This window comes from Enterobacter cloacae, assembly GCF_013375935.1.
GTDB lineage: Bacteria > Pseudomonadota > Gammaproteobacteria > Enterobacterales > Enterobacteriaceae > Enterobacter > Enterobacter pasteurii.
On the sequence record NZ_CP056117.1, the window covers coordinates 2,127,697 to 2,139,322 of the forward strand.

10 protein-coding genes and 1 pseudogene are annotated in these 11,626 nt (G+C 61.2%); 4 read left to right on the forward strand and 7 right to left on the reverse strand.

Going from position 1 to position 11,626, the window contains the following annotated elements; all coding sequences use genetic code 11:
• Positions 1 to 40: 40 nt before the first annotated feature.
• The 3 genes and pseudogenes from hydN (at position 41) to HWQ14_RS10090 (ending at position 3,834) form a co-directional block, all read left to right on the forward strand.
• The gene (hydN, locus tag HWQ14_RS10080; RefSeq protein ID WP_176609635.1) at positions 41 to 586 is read left to right on the forward strand and encodes an electron transport protein HydN; all 546 of its coding nucleotides are present in this window, start codon (positions 41 to 43) and stop codon (positions 584 to 586) included.
• A 6-nt stretch (positions 587 to 592) separates the two neighbouring features.
• Positions 593 to 2,809 carry a carbamoyltransferase HypF gene (gene hypF / locus HWQ14_RS10085; RefSeq protein ID WP_176609636.1) on the forward strand — a complete coding sequence of 739 codons (2,217 nt, stop codon included), beginning with the start codon at positions 593 to 595 and terminating at the stop codon, positions 2,807 to 2,809.
• 1 nt (position 2,810) lies between these two features.
• Positions 2,811 to 3,834: pseudogene (locus HWQ14_RS10090) on the forward strand (HoxN/HupN/NixA family nickel/cobalt transporter).
• Positions 3,835 to 3,920: 86 nt separating this feature from the next.
• On the opposite strand, the gene norW reads toward HWQ14_RS10090, so the two are convergent.
• Positions 3,921 to 5,054 (reverse strand): NADH:flavorubredoxin reductase NorW, encoded by a 1,134-nt coding sequence (gene norW, locus HWQ14_RS10095; protein ID WP_176609637.1) that lies wholly within the window; start codon positions 5,052 to 5,054, stop codon positions 3,921 to 3,923.
• A complete protein-coding gene (norV, locus tag HWQ14_RS10100; protein ID WP_176609638.1) occupies positions 5,051 to 6,493 on the reverse strand; it encodes an anaerobic nitric oxide reductase flavorubredoxin in 1,443 nt (480 codons plus the stop codon). Before norV ends, norW begins: the two co-directional genes overlap by 4 nt.
• Positions 6,494 to 6,680: 187 nt before the next feature.
• On the opposite strand from norV, the gene norR reads away from it, so the two are divergent.
• Positions 6,681 to 8,195, forward strand: a complete 1,515-nt coding sequence (norR, locus tag HWQ14_RS10105) for a nitric oxide reductase transcriptional regulator NorR (RefSeq protein ID WP_176609639.1) — start codon at positions 6,681 to 6,683, stop codon at positions 8,193 to 8,195.
• Here norR and gutQ read toward each other — a convergent pair.
• From gutQ to srlB, 5 genes are all read right to left on the reverse strand, one after another.
• A complete protein-coding gene (gene gutQ / locus HWQ14_RS10110) occupies positions 8,192 to 9,157 on the reverse strand; it encodes an arabinose-5-phosphate isomerase GutQ (protein WP_176609640.1) in 966 nt (321 codons plus the stop codon). The two genes, norR and gutQ, sit on opposite strands and share 4 nt — an antisense overlap.
• A complete protein-coding gene (srlR, locus tag HWQ14_RS10115; protein WP_148421320.1) occupies positions 9,150 to 9,923 on the reverse strand; it encodes a glucitol operon DNA-binding transcriptional repressor SrlR in 774 nt (257 codons plus the stop codon). The genes gutQ and srlR overlap by 8 nt, the downstream gene beginning before the upstream one ends.
• 63 nt (positions 9,924 to 9,986) lie before the next feature.
• Positions 9,987 to 10,346: a transcriptional regulator GutM gene (gutM, locus tag HWQ14_RS10120; RefSeq protein WP_176609641.1), complete on the reverse strand. Its 360-nt coding sequence runs from the start codon at positions 10,344 to 10,346 to the stop codon at positions 9,987 to 9,989.
• A gap of 121 nt (positions 10,347 to 10,467) precedes the next feature.
• Positions 10,468 to 11,247: a sorbitol-6-phosphate dehydrogenase gene (srlD, locus tag HWQ14_RS10125; protein WP_148421334.1), complete on the reverse strand. Its 780-nt coding sequence runs from the start codon at positions 11,245 to 11,247 to the stop codon at positions 10,468 to 10,470.
• Between the two features lie 14 nt (positions 11,248 to 11,261).
• Positions 11,262 to 11,624 (reverse strand): PTS glucitol/sorbitol transporter subunit IIA, encoded by a 363-nt coding sequence (gene srlB / locus HWQ14_RS10130; RefSeq protein ID WP_148421336.1) that lies wholly within the window; start codon positions 11,622 to 11,624, stop codon positions 11,262 to 11,264.
• Positions 11,625 to 11,626 lie beyond the last annotated feature (2 nt).

Below are 11,626 nucleotides of genomic sequence, written 5' to 3' on the forward strand. Positions count from 1 at the left end.
ATGAATAACTCCGCGCATAACCGTTATGCCGGAGAAGCAGATGAACCGTTTTATTATGGCCGATGCCAGTAAATGCATTGGTTGCCGCACCTGTGAGGTTGCGTGCGTGGTGTCCCATCAGGCAGAGCAGGACTGCGCCGCTCTGACCCCCGACACGTTCCTGCCGCGTATTCACGTTATTAAGGGCGTGAATATTTCAACCGCCGCCATTTGCCGTCAGTGTGAAGATGCGCCCTGCGCCAACGTCTGTCCGAACGGGGCAATTAAGCGTGAAAAAGGCTTTGTGCACGTGATGCAGGAGCGCTGCATCGGGTGCAAAACCTGCGTGGTGGCGTGTCCGTATGGCGCGATGGAGGTGGTGGTCTGCCCGGTGGTGCGCAACAGCGGTATCGGGCTGAGCGTGCGCGCGGAGAAAGCCGAAGCCAATAAATGTGACCTGTGCTATCACCGCGACGCCGGTCCGGCATGTATGGAAGCCTGCCCGACGCACGCGCTGGTGTGCGTGGATCGCGACAAGCTCGAACAGATGAGTGCCGAAAAACGCCGCCGCGCGGCCTTCGACACTTCATCATCGCTGCTGTTTTAAGCCGCAATGAGCGTTAACGGCGTTCAGCTTCGGGTGCGCGGCAAAGTGCAGGGCGTGGGGTTTCGCCCCTTCGTCTGGCAGCTGGCGCACCGGCTGAAGCTGGCAGGCGACGTGTGCAACGACGGAGAGGGTGTCCTGGTGCGTCTCGCGGGTAGTGGGGGTGACTTTACCGCGAGGCTGCGCCAGGACTGCCCACCGCTGGCCCGCATCGATTGCATCGACGTGCAGCCGTTCATCTGGGCAGCGGAGCCGGTTTCGTTCGTCATTCGCCACAGCGAGGGCGGGACGATGGACACGCAAATCGTCCCGGATGCCGCTACCTGTCCCGCCTGCCTGGCGGAGATGCGCGACCGCCGCGAGCGACGCTATCGCTACCCGTTTATCAACTGCACCCACTGCGGCCCGCGTTACACCATCATTCGCGCGATGCCCTATGACCGTCCGGCGACCGCGATGGCGGGCTTTCCGCTGTGTGCGCCGTGTGAAGCGGAGTACCGCAGCCCGGCCGATCGCCGCTTTCACGCCCAGCCGGTGGCCTGCCCGGACTGTGGGCCGCAGCTGGAGTGGCGAGCCGGTGACGCTATTGCCACCCGCGAACCGGCGTTAAGCGCGGCGGTGGAGAGGCTGAAAAACGGCGGCATCGTGGCGGTCAAAGGGCTGGGTGGGTTTCACCTGGCCTGCGACGCGCTTAACCCCAGGGCGATAATGACCTTGCGGGCACGCAAGCAGCGCCCGGCGAAGCCGCTGGCGGTGATGATCCCCGATGCGGATGGCCTGCCGGAGGCGATACGAACGCTGTTACGCTCGGCCGCTGCGCCGATCGTGTTGACGCCAAAAGCCTGCCTTCCCGCGTTTCCGGAGGAGATTGCGCCGGGGCTGGATACGATCGGCGTGATGCTGCCCGCTAACCCGCTTCAGCATTTGCTGATGATGGACTGCGGGCGCCCGCTGGTGATGACCTCCGCTAACCTCAGCGGCCGTCCGCCCGCCATCACCAACCGCCAGGCGCTGGAGGCGCTCGGCGACATTGCCGACGGCGTTCTGCTGCACAACCGCGACATTCTGCAGCGGATGGATGATTCGGTGATGGATCGGGAGGGCGCAGTCCTGCGCCGCGCGCGCGGGTTTGTGCCGGATGCCATCACGCTTCCCGCCGGGTTCAGCGAGAGCCCTGCCATGCTATGCACCGGTGCGGACATGAAAAATACCTTCTGCCTGGTGCGCGGGGATCGCGCGGTGCTGAGCCAGCATTTTGGCAACCTCAGCGACGACGGCGTCGACGCCCAGTGGCGCACGGCGCTGTCGCTGATGCAGAAAATCTACGCTTTTCAGCCGGAGCGCGTGGTGTGCGATGCGCACCCGGGGTATCGCGCCCGCCGGTGGGCGCAGGAGCAGGCGCTGCCCGTTGAAACCGTGCTGCATCATCACGCCCACGCCGCGGCGTGCATGGCGGAAAATAACTGGCCGCTCGACGGCGGGGACGTTATCGCCCTGACGCTGGACGGGATCGGCATGGGAGAGAGCGGCGCGCTGTGGGGCGGCGAGTGCCTGCGGGTGAGCTATCTCGACTGCGAACGGCTCGGCGGCCTGCCCGCCGTCGCGCTGCCGGGCGGCGATCTGGCAGCGAAACAGCCGTGGCGCAATTTACTCGCCCACTGCCTGGCGTTCGTGCCCGACTGGCAGCAGTACCCGGAAACCGGTGCCGTACAGCGTGAGAACTGGCCGCTGCTGGCAGCGGCCGTGACGCGCGGTATCAACGCGCCGCTGGCGTCGTCCTGCGGTCGCCTGTTTGACGCGGTCGCCTGCGCGCTGGGCATAAACGCACAGCGCTATGAAGGTGAAGCGGCATGCAGGCTGGAGGCGCTGGCCGCCCGGTGCGCGGGCGTCGACCATCCGGTAACGCTGGAAGCGGATAACCTTGCCGGTTTCTGGCAGCAGTGGCTGGCCTGGCGGGCAGAACCCTGCGAGCGCGCGTGGGCCTTTCACGACGCGCTGGCAAAAGGGCTGAGCAAGCTGGCGGCAACGCATGCCCGCCGTCTCTCCCTCTCAGCGGTGTGCTTCAGCGGGGGCGTCCTGCACAACCGTCTGCTTCGCGCGCGCTTTCGCTATTACCTTTCTGATTTCACGCTTCTGTTTCCTTCGCGCCTGCCCGCAGGTGACGGCGCGATTGCCTTCGGGCAGGCGGTGGTTGCTGCCGCCCGGTCATGTTCACAAAGGACTTAAAATGTTACGACTTCTACGCAATGAACCGCGCGCGGCGTGCCTGCTGCTGGCTCTGGTAATGGCTAATCTGCTGGCATGGGGGCTGGCGTGGCGCACCTTTAGCGGCAGTACGGCGCTGATGGCCGCCAGCCTGCTGGCCTGGTGTTACGGGCTGCGCCATGCGGTGGATGCTGACCACATTGCCGCCATTGATACCGTGACGCGTAAGATGATGCAGCAGGGCAAACGCCCGTCCGGGGTGGGCGCGTGGTTTTCCCTCGGACATTCCACCATCGTGGTGCTGGCGTCCATCGCTATTGCCGCCACCGCCACGGCGTTTCAGAAGAATATGGCCTGGCTTCACGAAACCGGCAGCCTGATTGGCACCGCCGTATCCGCCACCTTCCTGCTGGCGATGGCGCTGGTGAATATGGTGATCCTGCGCGGCGTGTGGCGCAGTTTCCGGGCGCTGAAAAACGGCAGGCCGGTGCGGGGGGGATGTCACGCTTCCTGCTCAGGGTGGCGTGATGAACTGGCTGTTTGGTAAAACCTTCCGCCTCGTCAATAAAAGCTGGCAGATGTATCTGGTCGGCTTCCTGTTTGGCCTCGGATTTGACACCGCCACCGAGATTGGCGTGCTGGGGATCTCCGCCGCCAGCGCCTCCAGCGGTATGTCGGTATGGTCAATCATGATTTTCCCGGCGCTCTTCGCAAGCGGCATGGCGCTGGTGGATACGCTCGATAACCTGCTGATGGTTGGCGCGTACGGCTGGGCGTTCAACAAGCCGCAGCGCAAGCTGTACTACAACATGACTATCACCGGCACCTCGGTAGTGGTGGCGCTGTTTATCGGCGGGCTGGAAGCGCTGGGTCTGCTGATGGACAAGTTTGGCCTCAGCGGCGGCGCGTGGGATCTGATTGGCGCGGTGAACGACAACCTTGGCGATGCCGGATTTGTGGTGGTCGGGCTGTTTGTCGCCTGCTGGCTGATCTCTATGGCCAACTACCGCTGGCGCGGCTATGACGCGCTGGTGGTGCGTTCCTGACTCAGGCTGGTGCCATAAAAAAAGCCCCAGGACATCGGGGCTGCGGACAATATAATCCAAAGGTTAAGTAAGCGTGGCAGAGAGGGTCAGGCAGGTAACGATTTCAGCAGCGCGAAGGCCTCCTTCATTCTGTCTTCGCTGACGACAAAGGCGCGCATCTGGCCGTCAGCATCCGTACCGCGCGCCACCATGCCCTGAGGCTCAATGGCGATCTGCCAGTTCAGATCCTGACGCTGCGTTTCGCCCGCGAGATGCAGCGGTAGCTCCGGCGTTTTTACCTTCACCAGCATGGCGGGTAATTTCACCGGCGCACTGCCCCCGAGCAGGTTTTTCGCCAGGAACATGGCGCTTAGCTGAATCGGCTGCAGGAAAGGCAGCACCTGGCCGTTAATTTCCGCGCAGTCGCCCAGGGCATAAATGTCCGGCTGCGTGGTTTGCAGGTAGCTGTCTACCTTCACGCCGCGGTTTACTTCGGCCCCGGCGCGATGCGCCAGCGCGGTTTCCGGGCGCAGACCCGTCGCCGCAATAACCACATCCACCTCAACGCTGCGGTTGCGGTCAAGCGTCGCGCGAATACCGCCTTCGGTTTTGCTCAGGCTCTGCAGCTGCGATTTCAGCAGCAGATGGACGCCCATGTCGGTCAGACGATGCTGTAAGCGACTGCTTACTTCTGCCGGCATCAGCGCCGACAGAATGCTGGCCGCGTGGTCAACCAGGGTGACGGATTTACCCGCCCGACAGAAGTCCATCGCAAGCTCGGTGCCAATCAGCCCGCCGCCGACAATCATCACCCTGGCGGCATCGCGCAGCAGGGTTTCGCTGGCCTGATACTCCTGCTGGCTGTTGAGCGTGACCATCAGCTCGCGGCCCTCAACCGGCGGCACAAACGCAGATGCCCCCGTCGCCAGCACCAGCCTGTCGTACTGCCAGGTTTTATCCTTCGCCTTCACCACGCGGGCGTCGGCGTCGATATCGGTCACCCAGGTGTACGGAAACAGACGCAGGTTATACTGTTCCGCGAACTCCCCCGCCGTCTGGCGGGTGAGATCTTCGGCGCGCTGATTCTGGCTGATGACGTGGCTCAGATCGGGCTTGTTGTATTCGTCCATGCTGTCGGCGGCGATCACCGTCAGCGGCACGCTAGCGTCCTGTTTGCGGATATTTTTCACCAGCTGGCGGGCGGCAAAGCCCGAGCCGATGATGACGATACCGTTACTCATTTTGCCTCCGTTGCCAGTTCGTCAAAGACGTCTTTTCCGAGGGAACATTCAGGGCAGAGGAAGTTGTCCGGAACCTCGCTCCACGGCGTGCCCGGCGCGACATCCTGCAACGGCTCGCCCAGTTCAGGATCGTAAATCCACTGGCAGACGCTGCACTGCATGCGTGGGCCGAGATCGGCGCTGGCTGCCCCGGCACAGGCTTGCGGCTGTTCGGCGGGCTGTGCTGCAACCTCAGGAAGCGGTGCGAGCGCCCACTGGCGGGCAATGTCGCGGCCATGCTGACGGCAGACTTCCAGCGCGTCGAGATCCGGACGCCATTTCGCCTTAAGGCTCATGGACATCTCAAAACCGGCGTCCTGTAAACGGGTGGAGAGACGGTCTACCGCGCCACCGCTCCAGCCGTGAGAACCAAAGGCGCTGGCGCGTTTGTTACGGAAGCGCAGGCCGGTCATCTCTTCCACCAGGCCGGCAATTTTCGGCATCATCACGTTGTTCATGGTGGAGGTTCCCACCAGCACGCCTTTAGAGCGGAAGACGTTGGTCAGGATTTCGTTTTTATCGCTGCGCGCCACGTTGAAGATTTTCACCGCCACGTTCGGGTCAACTTCGTTAATCCCCTGGGCAATCGCGTCCGCCATCATGCGGGTGTTGTTGGACATGGTGTCGTAGAAGATTGTGATACGGTCTTCCTGGTAATCCGCGGCCCATTTCAGGTACAGCTCAACGATCTGGGTTGGGTTTTCACGCCACACCACCCCGTGGGAGGTGGCAATCATGTCCACCGGCAGGTTGAAGCCGAGGATCTCGGTGATTTTTGGCGTTACCAGGCGGCTGAACGGCGTCAGGATGTTGGCGTAGTAGCGCTGGCACTGTTCGAACAGCTCGGCCTGATCCACTTCATCGTTGAACAGGCGTTCGTCGCAGTAGTGCTGGCCGAAGGCGTCGTTGCTGAACAGCACCGCGTCGCCGGTCATGTAGGTCATCATGCTGTCCGGCCAGTGGAGCATCGGGGTTTCCACGAAGATCAGCTGTTTGCCGTTGCCGATATCCAGCGTGTCGCCGGTTTTTACGGTGTGGAAGTTCCACTCCGGATGGTGGTGGTGGCCGTTGATGGAGTCAATGGCGTTGGTGGTGCAGTAGATCGGGGTGTCCGGGATGTAAGACATCAGCTCGGTCAGCGCCCCGGCGTGATCCTCTTCCGCGTGGTTGATGATGATGTAGTCGATATCGTTCAGGTCGATTTCACTGCGCAGGTTCTGCACGAACTCGCGGCTGAATTTGTGGTCGACGGTATCGATGAGGACGTTTTTACCTTCACGGATGAGATAGCTGTTGTAGCTGCTGCCGCGCAGCGTTTTATATTCCGTACCGTGGAAATCACGTACTTCCCAGTCACGTTGACCAACCCAATGAATGTTATTTTTAACCAGAATAGACATAGCAACCTCAGCGTAATACAGCGTTTTCAAATAAGATGCTGTACCTATATCAAGTTGCGTGCCAACTTTTTAACTTGTTGATAATAATGATAATGTAAATTTATGACCCCTAATTGGTAGTCATTATGACTATCTAAAAAGCTGTCAATATGACACTATGTATTGTCAAAATGACTGTGAGGCAGACATGAGCTTTTCCGTAGACGTGCTGGCGAAGATCGCCATTGAACTGCAAACCGGTATCGGCCATCAGGACCGCTTTCAGCGGCTGATCTCTACGCTGCGCCACGTGCTGGCGTGCGATGCGTCGGCGCTGCTGCGCTATGAGGGGCGGCAGTTTATTCCGCTGGCTATCGACGGGCTGGCGCAGGACGTGCTCGGGCGACGCTTTACGCTGGAAGGCCATCCGCGTCTGGAGACCATCGCCCGCGCGGGTGACGTCGTGCGGTTTCCGGCGGACAGCGATCTGCCCGACCCGTACGACGGGCTTATTCCCGGACAGGAGAGCCTGAAGGTGCACGCCTGCATCGGCCTGCCGCTCTTCGCAGGGCAGAACCTGATTGGCGCACTCACCCTCGACGGCATGTCGCCGGACCAGTTTGATACGTTCAGCGACGAAGAGCTGCGCCTCATTGCCGCGCTGGCGGCCGGTGCGCTGAACAACGCCCTGCTGATAGAGCTGCTGGAGAGCCAGAATATCCTTCCCGGCAGCCCGACGGCGTTCGGCGAGGTGGCGCACACGGAGATGATCGGCCTTTCGCCGGGCATGGAGCAGCTCAAAAAAGAGATTGAGATAGTCGCCGCGTCCGACCTGAACGTGCTGATCTTCGGGGAAACCGGCACCGGTAAAGAGCTGGTGGCGAAAGCCATCCATGAGGCTTCGCCGCGCGCGGTGAACCCGCTGGTGTACCTCAACTGCGCGGCCCTGCCTGAAAGCGTGGCGGAGAGCGAGCTGTTCGGCCACGTCAAAGGGGCGTTTACCGGGGCGATCAGCAACCGCAGCGGCAAGTTTGAAATGGCCGATAACGGCACGCTGTTCCTGGACGAAATTGGCGAACTCTCCCTTTCGCTACAGGCCAAGCTGCTGCGGGTGTTGCAGTACGGCGACATTCAGCGCGTGGGCGATGACCGCAGCCATCGGGTGGACGTGCGCGTGCTGGCAGCGACCAACCGGGATCTGCGCGAGGAGGTGCTGGCGGGCAATTTCCGCGCTGATCTGTTCCACCGCCTGAGCGTGTTCCCACTCTCCGTGCCGCCGCTGCGCGAGCGGGGGGACGACGTGGTGCTGCTGGCGGGCTTTTTCTGCGAGCAGTGTCGGCTCAAAATGGGGCTTTCCCGGGTGGTGCTCAGCCCCGGCGCGAGGTCGCACCTGCTGAGCTACGGCTGGCCGGGCAACGTGCGCGAGCTGGAACATGCGATTCACCGTGCGGTCGTGCTGGCGCGGGCGACGCGTTCGGGGGATGAGGTGGTTATTCATGCGCGGCATTTTGCGCTGCATGAGGAAAGTGCGCCGATCGTGAAGCCGGCTGCACCTGAAAGCGCCAGCGAAAACCTGCGCGAGGCGACGGAAGCATTTCAGCGTCAGATGATTACCCGCGCGCTGGAGCAGAATAACCGCAGCTGGGCGGCGTGCGCGCGGGCGCTGGAGATGGACGTCGCCAACCTTCACCGGCTGGCGAAACGTCTTGGGCTGAAGGGTTAAATAATCCCCGCCTGGTAGAAATCCTGCAGGTTGATGGCGCCGCACAGCCTGCCGTGCTCGTCCACCACCGGGGCGGCGGTGATTTTGCGCTTCATCAGCACCTCTTTGGCTTCAATGGCGCGGCTGTCGGCATTCAGGGTCAGCCCGCCTCTGGTCATCGCCTCTGAGACCCGCGCCTCAAGACCGCCGCCGCCCACCAGCCAGCGACGCAGGTCGCCGTCGGTGAATACCCCCTTCACCAGGCTGTCGTTATCGCACACCGCAACCAGCCCCAGCCCGGTGCGGCTCAGCTCCAGCATCGCGTCCATCACGCTGGTGTCGAGTTTGACCTGCGGAATGGCATCGTCCGTGCGCATCAGGTGGTGAACCTTGTTGAGCAGGCGTGCCCCAAGCGCCCCGGCCGGATGCGAACGGGCAAAGTCTTCTTCATTAAAGCCCCGCGCCTGCATCACCGCCATCGCCAGCGCGTCGCCCATCATCAGCGTGTTGACGGTGCTGGAGGTCGGTGCCAGATGCATCGGGCAGGCCTCGCGCTCAACGGAGATATCCAGCGTGGCCTTAGCGGCCAGCGCCAGCGGCGAGCGGGATTTTCCGGTCATCGCCAGCAGCGCAACCGATTTTTCCTGCAGACGTGGAATAATGAGATCCAGCTCTTTGGCCGAGCCGGAGTAGGAGATAAACAGCATCACGTCGCGGCTTTCAATCATCCCCAGATCGCCGTGCAGCGCTTCGGCAGGGTGAACGAAGAATGCCGGGGTGCCGGTACTGGCAAGCGTCGCCGCAATCTTCTTGCCGATATGGCCGGATTTCCCGATGCCCGCCACAATCACTTTGCCTTCGCAGTGGATAATGGTGTTGGCCGCGCGGACAAAATCCTCGCCCAGACGTTCCGGCAGGCGGCTGGCCTCCTGTAGCTCCAGCATCAGCGTCTGGCGGCCCGTTTCTAACAGAAAATCACTCATCTCTCTCTCCGGTTACGATCACGTCGATGCCTTTCTCTTCCAGCGCTTTTTTAAACGCCGGGTCGATACCCGCGTCGGTAATCAGCTTGTCGACGCTTTCAAGACTACAGACAATGTTGGGGCTTTTACGGCCAAACTTCGACGAGTCCGCCATTAAAATGACCTCCCGCGCGGCGTTGCACATCGCTTTGCTGACGCTGAACACCTCGTTGAAGGTGGTCACGCCCGCGTTCAGGTCGATGCCGTCGGTGCCCATAAACAGCTTATCGAAGCTGAAGTGGTCGAAGGCGTTCTCCGCCAGCTGGCCGTGAAACGACGCCGATTTCTTACGGAAGGTGCCGCCGGGCATCAGGATGGTCTGCTCGCTGTCGAACTCCGACAGGGCGTTGACGATGTGCAGGCTGTTGGTCATCACCGTGATGTTGTTAAAGCGGCTGAGCAGCGGGATCATCTGCAGGACGGTGCTGCCCGCGTCGAGGATGATGGAATCACCGTCGTGAATGAATTTCACCGCCGCTTCGGCAATCAGCGCCTTCTGGTGGGTGTTAATCAGCGTTTTGTGATCGATAGGCGGGTCGGCTTCATCCTTATTGAGCACCACGCCGCCGTAGGTACGAATGACGGCGCCGGAGTTTTCGAGCAACACCAGATCCTTGCGTATTGTCGTGCCGGTGGTGTCAAAGTAGTGGGCCAGCTCTTCTACCGAGCACTTTCCCTGCTTTTGCAGATGCTCAAGAATGGCCGCCTGCCGCTGACGAGGTTTCATAGGCGCTTCGTTCCTTACGTTGCGAAATGATAATTTCGCAAGTCTGTAACTTTCACAACGAAATTATCCATGTTTCAGATTAAGCGCTAATGATAGTGCATTCTGACAGAGCGAATCATGGGGAAAGATCACATCAGGTTGTAATTCATGCAGCGCGATACCGTTGATTGCCTGAATTTTCGCCGGACGGGCAAACACCGTCACGCCGCGCATGATGAGGGAGTCGCACACCCGATCGTGTTCATCCAGCGCAACGGCAACCACCACGCGTGGTTTGAAGCGGCCGCCGGAGCGCCCGACGCCCACGCGGCCCTTCTGGCACAGGGCGTCAAACGCGCGGTTAAACTGATGAATTTGCCAGCCGCCGAACGCCATCTGGCAGAGCCAGGCGAGGGCGGCGACGGTGATTAATGCGGTTACCATATTAGCTCCTTATTTTTCCTCACCCCTCACCCTAACCCTCTCCCCACAGGGGAGAGGGGACAAAACACACCCTCTCCCCTGTGGGGAGAGGGCCGGGGTGAGGGGAAAACAAACCGCTCGATCAGAACATCACCTGCCCGCCGGTGACGTTAATCGACTGCCCGGTGCAGTACGAGGCCTTCGGGCTGGCGTAAAACAGCAGCATGTTCAGCACGTCCTGATAGTCGCACCCGCGCTTCAGCGGCACTTTATCGATATAGTACTGCTCCACCTCTTCCGCTTTGATGCCAAGCTTGGTGGCGTACTGCGGTAGCAGGGACTGGAACATCGGCGACTTCAGCAGGTTGCCCAGCATCAGCGAGTGAACGGTAATCCCGTATTCGGCCAGATCCAGCGCCAGGGACTGCGTCAGCCCCACGCCGCCAAACTTCGCCGCGCTGTAGCCGGAGTTATGCTTGCTGCCCACTTTCCCGGATTTCGAGTTGATCTGAATGATGCGCCCCTGAATGCCGTCGCGGATCATCAGGCGGGAAAACTCGCGGGCGCAGAGGAAATAGCCCACCAGATTCACCTGCAGCGAGCGGTCAAAGTCCCCCAGCTCGAAATCGCTGATGAACGCCGCTTTCGCTATCCCCGCGCTGTAGACCAGCAGATCGGTACGGCCAAAAATCTCGTCCACGCCGCGGGCGAGGGCCATCACGCTCTGCTCGCTGGTGGCGTCTGCGCCAAACCCGTACGCCATCCCTTCGCCATACTCGGTGTTGATGGCGTCCGCCACGCGGGCGGCTTTTTCACTCTGAATATCCACTACCGCCACGCGGTAACCCTCAGCGGCAAGCCCACGGCAGAGGAACTCGCCTAAGGTTTGTCCCCCACCAATGACAACGGCAACCTGACTCATGTGACTCTCCTTAATTACGCAACAAATTTTAACGTGCAGCCTGGGGTAACAGCCTGCGGAACCGGGCCATCAACGTGCACCGTGCCGGGATATTCCGCCTGCGGCTGGCCGTCGAAGCGCAGGGTGATGTGGCCCAGCTCGCGCAGGTTCTGCTCGGCCACGTCGCCGACGGCGGTCACGGCATAGCGCGCCTCGCCCAGTTCAAGCTGACTTCCTGCCTTCAGCTCGCCGTTCAGCTCGCCGTGGCAGTGGATAAAACAAAACTCTTCGATATCCGCCGGTGCCCCTTCGCGGAAGGTGATCAGCATCTGGTCGCTGAGCGCATCCGCTGCGCTCTGGCCGATGCGGGTAATCGTGGTCTGGTAAATAACGGTCATCG